The 17,971-nt window shown below is 57.4% G+C and carries 13 protein-coding genes; 4 read left to right on the top strand and 9 right to left on the bottom strand.

The features are described 5' to 3' along the window. From rpsA to mtnA, 8 genes are all read right to left on the bottom strand, one after another. Positions 1-1,172 (bottom strand): 30S ribosomal protein S1 (gene rpsA / locus Q1W15_RS14940; protein ID WP_300729843.1); only part of this gene is annotated, 1,172 nt, incomplete at its 3' end. 123 nt (positions 1,173-1,295) lie between these two features. Further along, entirely contained in the window at positions 1,296-1,985 is a 690-nt protein-coding gene (gene cmk / locus Q1W15_RS14935; RefSeq protein WP_300729841.1) for a (d)CMP kinase, read from the bottom strand. Then, positions 1,982-4,225: a bifunctional prephenate dehydrogenase/3-phosphoshikimate 1-carboxyvinyltransferase gene (locus Q1W15_RS14930; protein WP_300729839.1), complete on the bottom strand. Its 2,244-nt coding sequence runs from the start codon at positions 4,223-4,225 to the stop codon at positions 1,982-1,984. The genes cmk and Q1W15_RS14930 overlap by 4 nt, the downstream gene beginning before the upstream one ends. Then, positions 4,218-5,330, bottom strand: coding sequence for a histidinol-phosphate transaminase (gene hisC, locus Q1W15_RS14925; protein WP_300729837.1), 1,113 nt, complete (start codon positions 5,328-5,330; stop codon positions 4,218-4,220). Before hisC ends, Q1W15_RS14930 begins: the two co-directional genes overlap by 8 nt. A gap of 11 nt (positions 5,331-5,341) precedes the next feature. Beyond that, complete coding sequence (gene pheA, locus Q1W15_RS14920) at positions 5,342-6,436, bottom strand: prephenate dehydratase (RefSeq protein WP_048368510.1); 1,095 nt, start codon at positions 6,434-6,436, stop codon at positions 5,342-5,344. After that, entirely contained in the window at positions 6,436-7,521 is a 1,086-nt protein-coding gene (gene serC, locus Q1W15_RS14915; protein WP_300729835.1) for a 3-phosphoserine/phosphohydroxythreonine transaminase, read from the bottom strand. Before serC ends, pheA begins: the two co-directional genes overlap by 1 nt. Before the next feature lie 233 nt (positions 7,522-7,754). Beyond that, positions 7,755-10,415, bottom strand: coding sequence for a DNA gyrase subunit A (gene gyrA / locus Q1W15_RS14910; RefSeq protein WP_300729833.1), 2,661 nt, complete (start codon positions 10,413-10,415; stop codon positions 7,755-7,757). Between the two features lie 305 nt (positions 10,416-10,720). Next, positions 10,721-11,797, bottom strand: a complete 1,077-nt coding sequence (mtnA, locus tag Q1W15_RS14905; protein WP_300729830.1) for an S-methyl-5-thioribose-1-phosphate isomerase — start codon at positions 11,795-11,797, stop codon at positions 10,721-10,723. A 108-nt stretch (positions 11,798-11,905) separates the two neighbouring features. Here mtnA and Q1W15_RS14900 point away from each other — a divergent pair, with 108 nt between their 5' ends. The 4 genes from Q1W15_RS14900 to Q1W15_RS14885 all read left to right on the top strand — a co-directional run bounded on the left by Q1W15_RS14900 (position 11,906) and on the right by Q1W15_RS14885 (position 15,461). Further along, on the top strand, positions 11,906-13,237 hold the full coding sequence (locus Q1W15_RS14900) for a TRZ/ATZ family hydrolase (RefSeq protein ID WP_300729828.1): 1,332 nt from the start codon (positions 11,906-11,908) through the stop codon (positions 13,235-13,237). Positions 13,238-13,301: 64 nt separating this feature from the next. Beyond that, positions 13,302-14,000: a bifunctional 2-polyprenyl-6-hydroxyphenol methylase/3-demethylubiquinol 3-O-methyltransferase UbiG gene (ubiG, locus tag Q1W15_RS14895; protein ID WP_300729827.1), complete on the top strand. Its 699-nt coding sequence runs from the start codon at positions 13,302-13,304 to the stop codon at positions 13,998-14,000. A gap of 3 nt (positions 14,001-14,003) precedes the next feature. Continuing rightward, a complete protein-coding gene (gene mupP, locus Q1W15_RS14890; RefSeq protein WP_300729825.1) occupies positions 14,004-14,675 on the top strand; it encodes an N-acetylmuramic acid 6-phosphate phosphatase MupP in 672 nt (223 codons plus the stop codon). A gap of 45 nt (positions 14,676-14,720) precedes the next feature. Then, positions 14,721-15,461, top strand: coding sequence for a YciK family oxidoreductase (locus tag Q1W15_RS14885; protein WP_300729823.1), 741 nt, complete (start codon positions 14,721-14,723; stop codon positions 15,459-15,461). A 9-nt stretch (positions 15,462-15,470) separates the two neighbouring features. Here the strand turns inward: Q1W15_RS14885 and Q1W15_RS14880 are convergent, their stop codons facing one another. After that, entirely contained in the window at positions 15,471-17,927 is a 2,457-nt protein-coding gene (locus tag Q1W15_RS14880; RefSeq protein ID WP_300729821.1) for an EAL domain-containing protein, read from the bottom strand. Positions 17,928-17,971 lie beyond the last annotated feature (44 nt).

Here is a 17,971-nt window from a genome sequence, read left to right as displayed (position 1 = left end):
CCGTCGATGCCGCCGTCCAGACCAATGAAGATACCGAAATCGGTGATCGACTTGATGGTGCCGGAGATTTTATCGCCCTTGTTGAACTGGCCAGAGAAATCTTCCCATGGGTTAGATTTGCACTGCTTGATGCCCAAGGAGATACGACGACGCTCTTCGTCGATGTCCAGAACCATAACTTCCACTTCGTCGCCGACTTGTACGACTTTCGAAGGGTGGATGTTTTTGTTGGTCCAGTCCATTTCCGAAACGTGCACCAGGCCTTCAACGCCCTCTTCCAGCTCAGCGAAGCAGCCGTAGTCGGTCAGGTTGGTTACACGAGCGGTAACGCGAGTGCTTTCTGGGTAACGGGCTTTGATAGCAACCCATGGATCTTCGCCCAGTTGCTTCAGGCCCAAGGAAACACGATTGCGCTCGCGATCGTACTTCAGAACCTTGACATCGATCTCGTCGCCAACATTGACGATTTCGGAAGGATGCTTGATACGCTTCCAAGCCATGTCGGTGATGTGCAGCAGGCCATCAACGCCGCCCAGATCAACGAATGCGCCGTAGTCAGTGAGGTTCTTGACGATACCTTTAACTTGCTGACCTTCTTGCAGGGATTCCAGCAGCGCTTCACGCTCAGCCGAGTTCTCTGCTTCAAGTACGCTGCGACGCGAAACAACAACGTTGTTGCGCTTCTGGTCAAGCTTGATGACCTTGAATTCCAGCTCTTTGCCTTCCAGGTGCGTAGTATCGCGCACTGGACGAACGTCAACCAGAGAACCTGGCAGGAACGCACGGATGCCGTTAACGTCGACAGTGAAGCCGCCTTTAACCTTACCGTTGATAACGCCCTTGACCACTTCTTCTGCTGCGAAGGCTGCTTCCAGAACGATCCAGCATTCAGCGCGCTTGGCTTTTTCACGGGACAGTTTGGTTTCGCCAAAGCCGTCTTCGACCGCGTCCAGCGCAACGTGAACTTCATCACCGATGTTGATGTTCAGTTCGCCAGCGTCGTTGTGGAACTGCTCCAGCGGGATGAGGCCTTCAGACTTCAAACCAGCGTGAACGGTCACCCAACCAGCTTGGTAATCGATATCAACGATGATAGCGGTGATGATCGAGCCAGCCTGAAGATTCAGGGTTTTTAGGCTTTCTTCAAAGAGTTCTGCAAAGCTTTCGCTCATTTTAATTCCTGTTGAATAAGGGCGAAGGAATACGCCCATCTGCCACATTCCAGACAATGTGGGTTACGTTCATATAAAAGAAGGCATACAGGACTATTTCTGGTCTCCTGCATGCGATCTTGGTCATCCCGTGATATCGCGAAGTGCGATTTCACTCATGATGCGTTCAAGCACCTGCTCGATCGACAACTCCGTAGAGTCAAGCTGTATGGCATCAGCCGCCGGTTTTAGCGGGGCTATTGCACGCTGCGTGTCACGCTCGTCGCGTGCACGTATCTCTTCCAGCAGACGCGGGAGACTAACATTATCGTCCTTGGCCTTCAACTGAAAGTAACGGCGGCGGGCCCGCTCCTCGGCGCTTGCGGTCAGGAAAACCTTCAGCGGCGCATCCGGAAAAACCACCGTTCCCATATCCCGGCCATCTGCAACAAGGCCGGGCGACTCCCGAAAAGCACGTTGACGCAGCAGCAAAGCCTCACGGACTGCGGGTAGCGCTGCGACTGCAGATGCGCCCGCTGCTACGGTCTCATTACGAATATCATGAGTGACATCACTGCCCTCAAGGATAATTTGCGCCGGCTTACCGTCCGTCGCTCCGACGAACTGAACATCCAGGTGTTCAGCCAATTGGCTCAGCAACGGTTCGTTATCCAGCGCTACACCATGATCCCTGGCGGCAAGGGCGAGCAAACGGTATAAGGCACCGGAGTCCAGCAAGTGCCAGCCCAATGCTTTAGCCAGAAGACCTGCAACTGTACCCTTACCAGAGCCACTGGGGCCGTCAATGGTAATAACGGGCGCGGGCAGGATCACGACTGCGCCTCTTCAGCCACACGCATGCCGACTTGTTTGCACAACGCCAGGAAATTGGGGAAGGACGTAGCCACGTTGGCGCAATCATGAATGCGAATGGGCGCGGTTGCACGCAACGCTGCCACGCTGAAGGCCATCGAAATACGGTGATCTCCGTGACCATGAACCTCACCGCCACCGATCTCGCCACCGTCAATGATGATGCCATCTGCCGTGGGCTCACATTTCACGCCCAGCGCCAGCAAGCCATCTGCCATGACCTGAATCCGGTCCGATTCCTTGACCCGCAACTCTTCAGCGCCACGCAGGACAGTGCGTCCCTGCGCAACTGCGGCGGCAACAAATAGTACCGGGAACTCGTCAATGGCCAATGGCACCAAAGCCTCCGGTATTTCGATGCCCTTGAGCTTGGCTGCGCGCACACGCAGATCCGCTACCGGCTCGCCACCGACCTCTCGCTCATTTTCAAGGGTAATATCGGCCCCCATCAAACGCAGGATGTCGATCACGCCTGTACGTGTCGGGTTGATCCCGACATGCTCCAGTACCAGATCTGAACCTTCTGCAATCGAAGCCGCCACCAGGAAGAAGGCTGACGAGGAAATGTCACCCGGCACTTCAATATGCGTCGCTGTCAACTTGTGGCCGGACTCAACAGAAGCTGTCGCCCCTTCAACTGTCACCGGGTATCCGAAACCACGCAACATGCGCTCTGTATGATCGCGGGTTGGAGCAGGCTCGGTGACCGACGTTTTGCCTTCAGCGTACAAACCGGCCAGCAGCAGGCACGATTTAACCTGCGCACTTGCCATCGGCAACTGGTAATTCATGCCTTTGAGCTTATGACCACCCCGAATGGTCATCGGTGGGCGACCCTCGGCAGCGGTTTCAATCACCGCCCCCATCTCACGCAGCGGATTCGCCACGCGGTTCATCGGCCGTTTGGTCAGCGAGGCGTCGCCAGTCAAGGTGGTATCAAACTTCTGCGCAGCCAGCAGGCCGGACAACAAGCGCATCGACGTACCGGAGTTACCCAGATAAATAGGCCCAGGCGGCGCTTTCAAGCCCTGCAGGCCCACACCATGAATCGTGACGCGGCCATGATGCGGCCCTTCAATCACTACCCCCATGTCTCGAAAGGCTTGCAGTGTTGCCAGTGCGTCTTCGCCTTCAAGGAAGCCCTCCACTTCGGTCGTACCTTCAGCCAACGAGCCGAGCATGATCGAACGGTGAGAAATGGACTTGTCACCCGGTACACGAATACGGCCAGTCGCTTGACCACCAGGATTTGCCAGGAAAATCAGATCTTTAGAAGTCATAGGGTCCACATATGCCCGGCGGGCCAGGATTTTACCGAAGTGCTCGCGAGCAACCCGGGCGCGCGTAAACACGCCCAACAATTGGTGCCCGTCCCCTGCATCGACCGCGTCGCGCAAGGCGTCGAGATCAGTGCGAAATGTATCCAGCGTGCGCAGCACCGCCTCGCGATTGGCAAGGAAGATGTCATGCCACATCACTGGGTCGCTGCCGGCGATTCTTGTGAAATCGCGAAAGCCACCCGCAGCGTAACGAAAGATATCCAGATTCTCATTGCGCTTGGCCAGAGAATCTACCAGGCCGAATGCCAACAGGTGAGGCAAGTGACTGGTTGCCGCCAACACCTCATCATGACGCTCGACCTGCATGTGTTCGACGTCCGCACCGAGGGCGCGCCACAGCGTGTCCACCAGCGCCAGCGCATCGGGATCCGTCTCGGCCAGCGGAGTCAAAATGACTTTATGCCTCTCAAAAAGGCTCGCATTGGAGGCTTCGACACCGCTTTGCTCCGAACCTGCAATGGGATGCCCAGGAACAAACCGTGCCGGCATACCACCAAAAGCCTGAGTGGCTGCACGCACGACGTTGCCTTTGGCACTGCCGACATCGGTTAAGACGGCACGCCCCAAGTCCATGCCGGCCAACAGACCAAGCATTTTCTCCATGGCCAGGATCGGTACCGCCAACTGAATCACATCGGCATCACGGCATGCCGACGCCAGGTCCGTCTCACAGCGATCAACTACGCCCAATTCAACAGCCAGGGCGCGCGATGCAGGATTCAGGTCAACACCTACCACCTCTGAACACAAACCGCTTTCGCGCATCCCCTTGGCAAATGAACCGCCAATAAGGCCCAATCCGACGACCACCAACCGACCTATGACAGGCCCGGCGGATTGCAACGACAGAACATCAGCCACGAGCAAGAACCTTGGCCAGCGCCTCAAGCAAACGGGTGTTTTCCGTTGGCAGACCAATCGTGATACGCAAATGGTTCGGCATGCCGTAGTTGGCCACCGGGCGTACAATCACGCCTTCACGCAGCAAGCCTTGATACACGGGCGCAGCGACCTGGCCAAGATCCAACGCAATAAAGTTGCCTTTGGAAGGAATCCAGCTCAGGCCTAATGCTTTAAAGCCATCCTGCAACTGCTGCATGCCCGCTTCATTCAAGCGGCGGCTTTGCTCTAGAAACGCCAGATCTTTAAGCGCAGCGCAGGCCGCAGCCAATGCCAAGCTATTGACATTGAATGGTTGGCGTACACGATTGAGCACGTCTGCAACCACCGCCGTCGACAACCCATAGCCCACACGCAAAGCCGCCAGGCCATAAGCCTTGGAGAATGTGCGCGAAACCAGCAAGTTAGGGTACGACGACAGGAACTCAAGGCCATCCGGCAGTTCGCCACCTTCTGCGTACTCTATATAGGCCTCATCCAGCACCACCAGCACACGCTCAGGCACATCCTGCAAGAACTCATTCAGTGCTTCGGCACCGAACCAGGTCCCCGTCGGATTGTTCGGGTTGGCAATAAAGACCACGCGGGTGTTGCTGTCGATGGCCTCCAGCATGGCGGTCAGATCGTGACCCCATTCCTTGGCCGGCACCACGCGCGCTTCAGCACCCACCGCCTGAGTCACAATCGGGTAGACCGCGAACGCATGCTCGCTGAAAACAGCATTCAAGCCCGGTGCCAGGTAAGCCCGCGCTACCAGCTCAAGAATATCGTTGGAGCCGTTACCCAGCGTGACTTGCTGAATTTGCACGTCGCACTGCTCGGCCAGCAGGGTTTTGAGTGCAAAACCGTTACCGTCAGGGTAACGCGTGAGTTCAGCCAGCGCCTCGTTGATCGCCTCCAGCACTTTTGGACTCGCGCCCAGTGGGTTTTCGTTACTGGCCAGCTTGACGATGGTCTCAGGGGCGAGACCCAGCTCGCGCGCCAGCTCATCCACCGGCTTGCCTGGAACGTATGGCGAAAGTTGTTGTACGCCCGGCTGCGCCAGGGCGAGAAAATCACCGCTCATGTATCACCGCCTTAAAGGACTGCTTTTGGGTAGGAGCCCAGCACTTTGAGCGCTACAGCTTCCTGACTGATCTGCTCCAGTACACTTTTGACCAATGGGTCGCGGTGATGGCCAGCAAAATCAATAAAGAATACATAGGTCCACTTACCGCTACGCGAAGGACGCGTCTCGATACGCGTGAGATCGATCCCGTTTTCATGAAACGGCACCAGCAGCTCATGCAGTGCACCCGGGCGGTTGCTCATCGACACGATAATCGAGGTCTTATCGTCGCCAGTTGGCGGCACTTCCTGGTTGCCAATCATCAAGAAGCGCGTGGAGTTATCCGGGCGATCCTCGATTTTTTCAGCCAGCCGGGTCAACCCGTAAAGGCCAGCAGCCATGTCTCCCGCAATAGCAGCCGAATTCCACTCACCTTTTACGCGCTTGGCCGCCTCCGCATTGCTGGACACCGCAATACGCTCCACATTCGGGTAGTGCGCATCCAGCCATTTGCGGCACTGGGCCAGCGACTGGGCGTGCGAGTAGATACGGCTGATGCTGTCGGTCTTGGTGTTCTCGCCAACCAGCAAATGGTGATGGATACGCAGTTCAACTTCACCGCAGATCACCATATCGTGCTCAAGGAAGCTGTCGAGCGTGTGATTAACCGCGCCCTCGGTGGAGTTTTCTACCGGCACCACGCCAAAATTGACCGCGCCAGCGGCCACTTCGCGAAACACTTCGTCAATGGCCGCCATGGGCTTGCTGATCACGGCATGACCAAAATGCTTCATGGCAGCGGCCTGGGTGAAAGTGCCTTCGGGGCCTAGATAAGCCACTTTGAGCGGTTGCTCCAAGGCCAGGCAAGAAGACATGATTTCACGAAACAGACGCGCCATTTCTTCGTTGCCCAGTGGCCCCTTGTTGCGCTCCATCACACGCTTGAGCACCTGAGCCTCGCGCTCGGGCCGGTAAAAAACTGGCACCTCGCCCTCAGCCAGCGACGCCATTTTGACCCGCGCCACTTCCTGGGCACAGCGAGCACGCTCACTGATCAGCTCGAGAACTTTTTCATCCAGGCTGTCGATGCGCAGGCGCAACGCCTTGAGTTCTTGCTCGGACATTAACCGTGTTCCTTCTCGAACTCTGCCATGTAGGCAACCAATGCGTTAACGGCGTGGATATCCACAGCGTTATAAATCGACGCGCGCATACCGCCCACCGAGCGATGCCCTTTGAGGTTCAGCAGGCCCCGAGCTTCGGCTCCCGCCAGGAAAGGCTTGTCGAGACGGTCGTCCGCCAGACGGAACGGCACGTTCATCCACGAGCGGTCGGTCTTGTTGATCGGGTTGCTGTAAAGGTCGCTGGCATCGATAAAGTCGTACAAGGTACGCTTCTTGACTTCATTGAGCTTACCGATCGCTTCAACGCCGCCCTGCTCTTTCAGCCATTCAAACACCAGACCGGACAAGTACCACGCCAAAGTTGGCGGCGTGTTGTACATGGAGCCATTGTCGGCCGCCACTTTGTAATCCAGCATTGTCGGGCAGATCGAGCGCGCTCGACCCAGCAGATCTTCACGAATGATATTGACCACGATACCGCTCGGGCCGATGTTTTTCTGCGCACCGGCATAGATCATACCGAAGCGGGAAACATCGACCGGACGCGACAGAATGTCTGAGGACATGTCGGCAACCAGCGGCACGTCGCCCGTTTCCGGGATCCAGTCAAATTCCAGGCCGCCAATGGTTTCGTTCGGCGCATAGTGAACATAGGCAGCGTTTTTCGTCAGGTTCCACTCGTTCTGGCCTGGAATCGCGAAGTAATCGTAGGGCTTGGCGCTCGCTGCCACATTGACCGAACCAAAGCGCGAAGCCTCTTCAATGGCTTTCTGCGACCAGATACCGGTATCGATGTAATCGGCCTTGCCATTTTCAGGCAGCAGATTCAGAGGGATTTGAGCAAATTGCTGGCTCGCGCCGCCTTGCAAAAACAAGACTTTGTAGTTGGAGGGAATAGACAGCAAGTCACGCAGATCCTGCTCAGCCTTGGTCGCAATAGACACGAACTCATCGCTGCGATGGCTCATCTCCATAACCGACAGGCCCTTGCCATGCCAGTCGAGCAACTCGGACTGGGCACGCAACAGGACAGCTTCAGGGAGCGCAGCAGGACCTGCGCAGAAGTTATAGGCTCGTTTGCTCACATCCACTCTCACTCTGATTTGGTGGGTCACGCAATAAATCACATTATCAGCCGACACACGCCTGATGCAGGGCAGCGAATCTCATTGCAAGCGAGAGCGATAAAACAGTCAGCACTATTACCGACTGTCAGTCATCGCGAGCAGGCTCGCTTCCCCGGGGCGTGATATGTCGGTATTTCATACAGAAGATACAACAAGGGGGCGAATTCTCATCCGCCCCCTTGTGTGCCCGCTTATTCCTGCGGTTCTTCGTCAGCGTCAGCTTCCAGGGGTTGCTCTGCGTCGATGTCATCGCCGATGACGTCGTCGCTCAGCTCTTCCCGACCTTCGGCCTCGCCATCAAGCTCATCGCCCTCGACTTCAGACGGCTCCTGAACACGTTCCAGCCCAACCAGCGTTTCATCACTGGCCAGCTTGATCAAGGTAACCCCCTGCGTGTTGCGCCCCAGGCTCGACACTTCGTCGACTCGAGTACGCACCAGGGTACCCTGATCGGAAATCAGCATGATTTCCTCGCCATCCTGGACCTGAACAGCACCGACCAGACGGCCGTTACGCTCGTTGCTGACCATGGCAATAACGCCCTGACCACCACGCTTGTATTCAGGGAACTCGCCAATCGCCGTGCGCTTGCCATAACCCCGCGCCGAAGCGGTAAGGATCTGACTGCCTTCTTCAGGGATCAGCATCGAAATCAGCTTCTGACCTTCTGGCAGGCGCATACCACGCACACCACGGGCAGTACGCCCCATGGCACGTACGTCTGACTCTTTGAAGCGAGTGACCTTGCCGCCATCGGAGAACAGCATGACTTCACGCTCGCCATCGGTGATCGCGGCGCTGATCAGAACGTCGCCTTCATCCAGTTCCAGTGCAATCAAACCGACGCTGCGCTGACGGCTGAAGGACTCCAGCGGCGTCTTCTTCACCGTGCCGTTGGCAGTGGCCATAAAGATGAAGTGACCTTCGGTGTACTCTTCTACCGGCAACATGGTGGTGATGTATTCACCCTCATCCAGCGGCAACAGGTTCACCAGCGGGCGTCCGCGAGCGGCGCGGGATGCTTCCGGAATTTCGTAGGTCTTGAGCCAGTACACCTTGCCTTTGCTGGAGAACAGCAACAACGTGGTATGGCTATTGGCAACCAGCAGGTGAGCAATGTAGTCCTCATCCTTCACACCCGTCGCCGACTTGCCTTTACCGCCACGACGCTGCGCCTGATACGCAGCCAATGGCTGAGTCTTGGCATAGCCACCGTGGGAAATGGTCACGACGCGCTCTTCTTCCGGGATCATGTCACCCAGTGTCAGGTCGAGGCGATGATCCAGAATTTCGGTGCGGCGCACGTCGCCATATTCCGCGCGAATGACTTCCAGCTCTTCACGGATCACTTCCATCAAGCGCACTGCGCTGTTGAGGATACGGATCAGCTCGCCAATCTGGTTGAGGATCTCTTGATACTCCGCCAGCAGCTTCTCGTGCTCCAAACCGGTCAGGCGGTGCAGGCGCAATTCGAGAATGGCCTGAGCCTGCTCTGGCGACAGGAAGTACTTGCCGTCACGCAGACCGTATTGCGGGTCCAGGTTCTCAGGGCGGCACGAGTCTGCACCGGCGCGCTCAACCATGGCCACGACCGCGGTGGACTCCCAAGGCGTGCTGATCAGCGCTTCCTTGGCTTCCGACGGCGTAGGCGAGGCCTTGATCAACGCGATAACCGGGTCAATGTTGGACAGGGCAACCGCCTGGCCTTCAAGGATGTGGCCGCGTTCGCGGGCTTTGCGCAACTCGAACACCGTGCGGCGCGTCACCACTTCGCGGCGGTGACGAACAAATGCTTCCAGCAGATCCTTGAGGTTCAGGATGCGGGGACGACCGTCGATCAGGGCAACGATGTTAATACCGAACACCGCTTGCAGCTGAGTTTGAGCGTACAGGTTGTTGAGAATCACCTCTGGCACTTCGCCACGACGCAATTCAATTACAACCCGCATGCCGTCCTTGTCGGACTCGTCACGCAGCTCGGTGATGCCTTCGAGCTTCTTCTCTTTTACCAGCTCAGCGATCTTTTCGATCAAGCGCGCCTTGTTCAGCTGGTAAGGGAGTTCGGTGATGACAATCTGTTGACGGCCACCAACCTTGTCGATGTCTTCGATCATCGAGCGGGCGCGCATGTAAATACGGCCACGACCGGTACGGTAAGCCTCAATGATGCCAGCACGACCGTTGATAATCGCTGCCGTCGGGAAGTCCGGCCCTGGAATGAACTGCATCAATTCATCGATGCTCAGCTCAGGGTTGTCGATCAGCGCCAGGCAGCCATCAATGACTTCGCCCAGGTTGTGCGGCGGAATGTTGGTGGCCATGCCCACAGCGATACCGCTTGAGCCGTTGACCAGCAAGTTCGGAATGCGCGTCGGCATGACCGCAGGGATCATTTCTGTGCCGTCGTAGTTCGGCACCCAATCCACGGTTTCTTTGTGCAAGTCGGCCAGAAGCTCATGGGCCAACTTGGTCATGCGCACTTCGGTGTATCGCATGGCGGCGGCGTTGTCGCCGTCAACCGAACCGAAGTTGCCCTGACCGTCTACCAGCAGGTAGCGCAGGGAGAATGGCTGTGCCATTCGAACGATAGTGTCGTACACCGCAGTATCACCATGGGGGTGATACTTACCGATAACGTCACCGACCACACGGGCAGATTTCTTGTACGGCTTGTTCCAGTCGTTGTTCAGTTCGCTCATTGCAAACAGCACACGCCGGTGCACGGGCTTCAAGCCATCGCGCGCATCAGGCAGTGCCCGCCCGACAATGACGCTCATTGCGTAGTCGAGGTAGGACTGTTTCAGCTCGTCTTCGATATTGACCGGGAGGATTTCTTTGGCCAGTTCGCCCATGAGAAGCCTGATTCCTTTTTCGGGTGAAACTCCGTCACGCCACTCGGGGCGAACGAAGCTCGTCGCTGCTGACCACGTGCCATGCAGTGACTTACGACAAATCAACGAGTTATGCCACGGATTTGCGCAGTAAGGGCACCCCCTAGGGGACACCCTGGAAACCGCCGGATGTTACCACAATTGGCGTGCTTCGCAGCTACAAGCTTCAAGTGACAGGCTGCAAGTTTGCAGCGCAGAACACGTTTAAGGAGCCCCGGTGCCCCGGCGTCATGGTTGGTGCCTATAACTGGCCGCTTACCGTGGCCCTAGTGCAATCGTTTGCGACACATTAGCTGGGCCATTTTGGCCGCATCCGGGCGTTCAACAATCCCTTTCTCCGTCACGATCACGTCAATGAGATCCGCCGGCGTCACGTCAAACACTGGATTGAACGCCTTCACATCGGCCCCGACACGCTTACCGCCCACGTCCAGCAGCTCGCTGCCTTCACGCTCTTCGATAGGAATGTCGTCTCCGCTGGCCAGCTCCATATCAATGGTTGAGCTGGGTGCAACCACCATAAAACGCACACCGTGGTGCATCGCGTTGACGGCCAGTTGATAGGTACCGATTTTATTCGCCACGTCGCCATTGGCGGTAATCCGGTCAGCGCCCACGATCACCCAGGTCACGCCCTTGGTTTTCATGATGTGAGCGGCCGCAGAATCCGCATTCAGTACAATCGGAATGCCTTCGTTGGCCAATTCCCACGCGGTCAGCCGCGAGCCCTGCAGCCAGGGGCGCGTCTCATCGGCATAGACCTGCTCAATCATGCCTTCCAAAAAAGCCCCGCGAATCACCCCCAAGGCCGTACCGAAGCCGCCCGTAGCCAGGGCCCCGGTATTGCAATGGGTCAATACCGCTTGTGCATTGCCTTGATAACGACGAATCAGGTCAACGCCCAATTGCGCCATGGTCAGATTGGCTTCGCGGTCACTTTCATGAATCGCCACCGCCTCGGCCTCGAGAAGCTGCAACGCGTCAGCACTGTGTTGAACGCGGTCAAGGCGATCACGCATACGGTTGAGTGCCCAGAACAGGTTCACGGCGGTCGGCCGCGAGTTGGCGAGCACGGTAAAATCTGCCTCCAGCGCGCCCCGCCAATCACTGCCCGCCGCCATTCGCAAGCGCGCCGCCAGCACCACACCATAAGCCGCAGCAATGCCAATCGCCGGTGCGCCACGCACAACCATGTCACGAATGGCTTGCGCCACGCCGTCGGCACTGGTGTAGGGCAGCCAATGTTCATCAAAGGGCAAACTGCGCTGATCCAGCAGATACAGGGCATCGCCCCGCCAATCGATGGCCTTAACCTTTTCTGCCGCCAACAATCGATCGCGCATGCTTTTCCCCATCATCCAGAAACAAAGCCGCCGATTATAGCGAGCCCACCTGTAAGACGCTCGGGTATACTTCGCCTCCTTTTTAACATGCACTGGAAGCCGTTTTCGATGCCGACCCACGCCCTGCCCCTCGACTTGCTGTTGCTGCCCACTTGGCTGGTACCTGTGGAGCCCGCCGGCGTTGTCCTCAAGGAACATGGTGTCGGGGTCCGCGACGGGCGTATCGTGTTTATCGGGCCGCGCCACGAAGCCTTGAAACTCACCGCCCGCGAAACGCGTGAGCTACCTGACATGCTGCTCAGCCCGGGCCTGATCAACGCCCACGGCCATGCGGCCATGACGCTGTTCCGCGGCATGGCCGATGACCTGCCCTTGATGACCTGGCTGGAAGAGCACATCTGGCCTGCCGAGGGTAAATGGGTTGACGAAGCGTTCGTGCGCGACGGCACTGACCTGGCGATCGCAGAACAGCTCAAGGGCGGTATCACCTGCTTCAGCGACATGTACTTCTTCCCCAAGGTCGCCTGCGACCGGGTGCATGAAAGCGGCATCCGCGCGCAAATCGCCATTCCGATTCTCGACTTCCCCATTCCCGGGGCCAACTCGGCCGATGAAGCTTTGCGCCAGGCCGTCGAACTGTTCAGCGACCTTAAACACCACCCGCGGATCAACATCGCATTCGGCCCTCACGCGCCTTACACCGTGGGTGACGAAAACCTCGAGAAAGTCCGACTGTTGGCCGACGAACTCGACGCCGCGGTACAGATGCACGTGCATGAAACCGCGTTCGAAGTTCACCAGGCCGTCGAGCAACGGGGCGAGCGCCCGGTCGCCCGCCTCGCCCGCCTCGGTTTGCTCGGCCCGCGCTTCCAGGCCGTTCACATGACCCAGATCAGCGATGATGACCTTGCAATGCTGGTAGAAAGCAACACCAGCGTCATTCACTGCCCCGAATCCAACTTGAAACTGGCCAGTGGCTTTTGCCCGGTAGAGCGGTTATGGCAGGCTGGCGTCAATGTCGCGGTTGGCACTGATGGTGCTGCCAGCAATAATGACCTTGATTTGCTGGGTGAAACACGGACTGCCGCCTTGCTGGCCAAGGCAGTTGCCGGTTCGGCCACGGCACTGGACGCCCACCGCGCGCTGCGCATGGCCACCCTGAACGGCGCTCGCGCCCTGGGCCTGGAAAGCGAAATCGGCTCAATCGAAGTCGGCAAGGCCGCCGACATGGTGGCTTTTGACTTAAGTGGCCTGGCTCAGCAACCGGTGTACGATCCCGTGTCACAGTTAATCTACGCCACGGGCCGCGATTGCGTGCAGCACCTGTGGGTCGGTGGCAAGCACCTGGTCGACGACCGGCGCTTGACCCGGCTGGACGAACAACAGCTAGGTGCCACCGCCAAGGCCTGGGGCCAGCGTATCAGCGGCCACACGCATTGATTCAGAGACTGCGGGCAATAGCCTGCAGTATGAGCGAGATTTTTCAGTTTTAGAGGATTTACCCATGAGCAACGTTGACCACGCCGAGATTGCCAAATTCGAAGCGCTCGCCCATCGCTGGTGGGATCGCGAAAGCGAGTTCAAGCCGCTGCACGATATCAACCCGCTGCGCGTCAACTGGATTGACGAACGGGTACAACTGGCAGGCAAAAAAGTGCTCGATGTGGGCTGCGGCGGCGGCATTCTTAGCGAATCGATGGCACAACGCGGCGCAACCGTAATGGGCATAGACATGGGCGAGGCTCCGCTGGCCGTGGCCCAGTTGCATCAACTGGAGTCCGGCGTGAATGTTGAGTATCGCCAAATCACAGCCGAAGACCTCGCCATTGAAATGCCCGAGCAATTCGACGTAGTGACCTGCCTTGAAATGCTCGAGCACGTACCCGACCCGGCTTCTGTAATCCGCGCTTGCTTTCGCATGGTCAAACCCGGTGGCCAGGTGTTCTTCTCGACCATCAACCGCAACCCCAAGTCCTACCTGTTTGCGATCATCGGGGCCGAATACATCATGAAGCTGATCCCGCGCGGGACCCACGACTTCAAGAAGTTCATTCGCCCGTCCGAACTGGGTGCCTGGAGCCGCCAGGCGGGCCTGAGCGTCAAGGACATCATTGGCCTGACGTACAACCCGCTGACCAAGCATTACAAGCTGGCGGCCGATGTTGACGTCAACTACATGATCCAGACCCTTCGCGAGGAGTAACACATGCGTTTAAGAGCAGTTCTTTTTGACATGGACGGCACCCTGCTCGACACCGCTCCAGACTTTATCGCCATCTGCCAGGCCATGCGTACCGAGCGCGGCCTGCCACCGGTTGCCGACAAACTGATCCGCGATGAAATTTCCGGTGGTGCCCGCGCCATGGTTGCCGCGACCTTCAGCATGGACCCAGAAGCACCAGGCTTTGAGGAGCTGCGCCTGGAATTTCTGGAGCGTTACCAACACGATTGCGCTGTGCACACCAAGCTATTCGACGGCATGGCCGAGCTGTTGAATGACATCGAAAAGGCACACTTGGTGTGGGGGGTGGTGACCAACAAACCCTTGCGCTTTGCCCAGCCGATCATGGAACGACTGGGGCTGGCCGAACGCTCAGCACTGCTGATCTGCCCGGACCACGTGACCCGAAGCAAGCCCGACCCCGAGCCAATGATTCTGGCGTGCAAGATGCTCGGCCTCGATCCGGCCAGCGTCTTGTTTGTGGGCGACGATTTGCGCGATATCGAGTCCGGGCGTGACGCAGGAACGAAAACCGCGGCAGTGCGTTTCGGCTATATCCACCCGAACGATAACCCCGATCACTGGGGAGCTGATGTGGTGGTCGACCACCCATCAGAACTGCGCAAGGTCCTGGATAACGCGATGTGCAGTTGCTGACCGGCACCTAGCGCGAATGCTTTCTGATTTCTGCTGAGGCTTTTTATGTTCGATTACTCCGCCCGTCCCGACCTGCTCAAGGGCCGGGTGATTCTTGTCACCGGTGCAGGTCGCGGCATCGGCGCTGCCGCTGCTAAAACGTATGCAGCACACGGTGCCACCGTCCTGCTGCTGGGTAAAACTGAAGCCAACCTGAGCCAGGTCTATGACGAGATAGAAGCCTGCGGGCACCCACAGCCGGCGGTGATCCCTTTCAACCTCGAAACCGCCCAGCCGCATCAATATGATGAGCTGGCGGCGATGATTGAAAACGAATTCGGCCACCTTGACGGCCTGCTGCATAACGCCTCGATCATTGGCCCGCGCACCCCTCTGGAGCAACTCAGTGGCGAGAACTTCATGCGGGTGATGCAGGTGAACGTCAACGCGATGTTTATGCTTACCAGCACCCTGCTCCCACTGCTAAAGCTGTCTGCGGATGCCTCGGTGATCTTCACCTCCAGCAGTGTCGGCCGCAAAGGCCGGGCCTACTGGGGGGCTTATGGCGTGTCCAAATTCGCTACCGAAGGCTTGATGCAAACCCTGGCCGACGAGGTTGACGGTATCGCTTCGGTGCGGGCCAACAGTGTCAACCCGGGCGCAACCCGCACCAGCATGCGCGCCTTGGCTTATCCGGGCGAAAACCCGGAGAACAACCCGCAGCCTCACGCCATCATGCCGGTTTACCTGTACCTGATGGGCCCGGACAGCGCCGGAATCAACGGCCAGGCGTTCAACGCACAATAACCGCGCCTGTCAACCCAAAGCCCCCGGCAACTTCCCTCCCGAAGGCCGGGGGCGCTTGCGCCGGGCCCACAGGCTGTCACCGTTAAAAACGTGCGGCCGCTCAACGGTGTACCCTTGCGCATAATCCACGCCGATTTCAATCAAGGCCTGCTCAATGCCGGGGGTTTCAACAAACTCAGCGATGGTGCGCTTACCCATCACGTGGCCGATATGGTTAATCACCTCGACCATCGCCCGGTTGATCGGGTCATCCAACATGTCCCTGACGAAGCTGCCGTCAATTTTTAAAAAATCGACAGGCAAATGCTTCAGGTAAGCAAACGAAGACATTCCTGCACAAAAATCATCCAGCGAGAAGTGACAGCCCAGCCCTTTTAGCTCATTGATAAAACGAATGGCGCTGCCCAGGTTGGAAATGGCGCTGGTTTCGGTAATTTCAAAACAGATACGCTCAGGGGCCACCCCATAGCACTCGAACTGCTCGTAAAGAAACGACAGGAATTCTTCGTCACCAATGGTCTTGCCTGACAAGTTGATGGCGCACATGGCCATAACCTGCCCCGGAACGGGCGGTGGACATTGCGAAATAAGCTTGAATACGTTCTCGACCACCCAGCGGTCAATCGATGTCATCAGGCCATAACGCTCCGCCGCCGGGATAAAACTGTCCGGGTAGATCAAACGACCGTTTTCGTCTTGCAGCCTTAGCAAAATCTCGATGTGCCTGTCGTCTGACTCCCCCACCAGCGGGGCGATCTCCTGGGAGTACAAGCAGAAGCGGTTTTCTTCGAGCGCCACATGCAAGCGCTGCACCCATGCCATTTCACCGAAACGCAAGGACAGTTCCGAATCATCCGCATGATAGACCTGCACCCGGTTGCGCCCTTTTTCCTTGGCCATGTAACACGCCAGGTCCGCCCCGCGCAAACAGGCTTCCACCGTGACAGGAGCCTGATGGATGTGCACCAAGCCGATACTGATCGTATTCAGGAACGGGCGCCCCTTCCAGGCAAAATGCAGGCTTTGGACGGTTTGACGTAGGCCGTCGGCAATTTTTTCTGCCATGTCGGGTGGGCAATTCTCCAGCAAGACGCCGAACTCATCCCCCCCGAGCCGCGCCAAGGTATCCCCCTCACGCAAACCGGACTGCAGCAACGCACAGATATGGCGCAGCAATTCATCTCCGGCTGCATGACCACACGTGTCATTCACCACTTTGAACTGATCCAGATCGAGCAACATCACCGCATGACGGCCCTGTTGGCGCATGAGGTTTTGCAACACAAGCTCCAAGCGGTATTCAAACTCGCGACGGTTGGCCAACCCGGTCAGCGCATCATGCGTCGCTTGCCAAGACAGATTGGCGATGAACTGGCGCTCCTGCGTCATGTCATGCAGCACCAATACAGCACCGCTGACTACGCCGGCACTCATAATCGGTGCCCCCACCAGCGTGACCGAGACTGTGCTGCCATCCATGCGCCGGATCATTCTGGGCAGTTCTTGGCTATTGCCAAACTCGCCACTGAGCACGTGGTCAATCAGCCTGAAACTATCATTTTGAGCGTGTTCATCCAGCAATCGGAACAAGGCGGCCAACGGAACACCTTGAGCCTCTTCGAACGTCCATTGCGTCATCTGCTCGGCGGCGGGATTCAAATACTCAATCAAACCATTCACGTCGGTGCTGATGACGGCATCACCAATGGAAGCCAACGTAATTTGTGCACGCTCCTTCTCAAACTCCAGCGCTTCGGCAAACACACGGCGCTGGGCCAGTACTTTCTGAGTGCGTATCAGCGCCAGACCAATAAGCCCCAGTGCAGTGGCAATGTTAATGACCGCCAGGAGCCTCCAAATAAAACGTGAGCCCTCCCCCAAGGCATCACTGAACGCTTTGGCCGCTGGCGTAACACCTTCGTTGATGGCGAAAATTTGCGCCTTCCATCCGTTGATATCCGCCTCACTGGCACTGTTGGCCGCAATAACTTCATGCATTTGCTCAGCCAGGTGGTCAAGTTGTGCCAGGTAGGTGTCGCCCACTGCCCATTTCTCAATGGCCGTGCTCAAGTAACTGAAGTCATTAAAATGACGGTAGAACCAGATAAGGCTCGACACGTCTTGCGGGCTGTTGCCGCCTTGCAGAATGCCTTCACGCGCCTCGATCAAATCGGGTGGCGTCTGGTCCAGAGCGATGCGAAGCCGGCTGGCACCTTCAGGCACACGAATGGCCTGCCGGTATTTCTCGAAAATCACCGGATCGCGGCTGTCGGCGTAGAGGCTGAGGAAATAAATGGCATCTTTCTGCCCTTTGCTCCACAAGCTCTCACCCGCGACATAAGCCCTCACCGCGGAGAGCGTATACAGGCTCACGCCTGCCAATATCGCCTGAAACAACACAACGGCAATAAACGGCCAGACAATGCCTAATAAACGGAGCGTTTCCAGGGATCGTTTGTGCTTCATGGATGCCCTTTGCTTGAGCCGCGAAAATGAAGCCAGAGATGTCG

Source organism: Pseudomonas sp. (assembly GCF_030150285.1).
Lineage (GTDB): Bacteria > Pseudomonadota > Gammaproteobacteria > Pseudomonadales > Pseudomonadaceae > Aquipseudomonas.
Note: the sequence above shows the minus strand (reverse complement) of the source record. Positions and strands in the feature narration are given on the sequence as shown.

Excerpts from the sequence above, each read along its gene's own strand:
- hisC (WP_300729837.1), bottom strand. The coding sequence starts at position 5,330 with ATGAGCGGTGATTTTCTCGCCCTGGCGCAGCCGGGCGTACAACAACTT.
- pheA (WP_048368510.1), bottom strand. The coding sequence starts at position 6,436 with ATGTCCGAGCAAGAACTCAAGGCGTTGCGCCTGCGCATCGACAGCCTG.
- gyrA (WP_300729833.1), bottom strand. The coding sequence starts at position 10,415 with ATGGGCGAACTGGCCAAAGAAATCCTCCCGGTCAATATCGAAGACGAG.
- mtnA (WP_300729830.1), bottom strand. The coding sequence starts at position 11,797 with ATGCGCGATCGATTGTTGGCGGCAGAAAAGGTTAAGGCCATCGATTGG.
- Q1W15_RS14900 (WP_300729828.1), top strand. The coding sequence starts at position 11,906 with ATGCCGACCCACGCCCTGCCCCTCGACTTGCTGTTGCTGCCCACTTGG.
- ubiG (WP_300729827.1), top strand. The coding sequence starts at position 13,302 with ATGAGCAACGTTGACCACGCCGAGATTGCCAAATTCGAAGCGCTCGCC.
- mupP (WP_300729825.1), top strand. The coding sequence starts at position 14,004 with ATGCGTTTAAGAGCAGTTCTTTTTGACATGGACGGCACCCTGCTCGAC.
- Q1W15_RS14885 (WP_300729823.1), top strand. The coding sequence starts at position 14,721 with ATGTTCGATTACTCCGCCCGTCCCGACCTGCTCAAGGGCCGGGTGATT.
- Q1W15_RS14880 (WP_300729821.1), bottom strand. The coding sequence starts at position 17,927 with ATGAAGCACAAACGATCCCTGGAAACGCTCCGTTTATTAGGCATTGTC.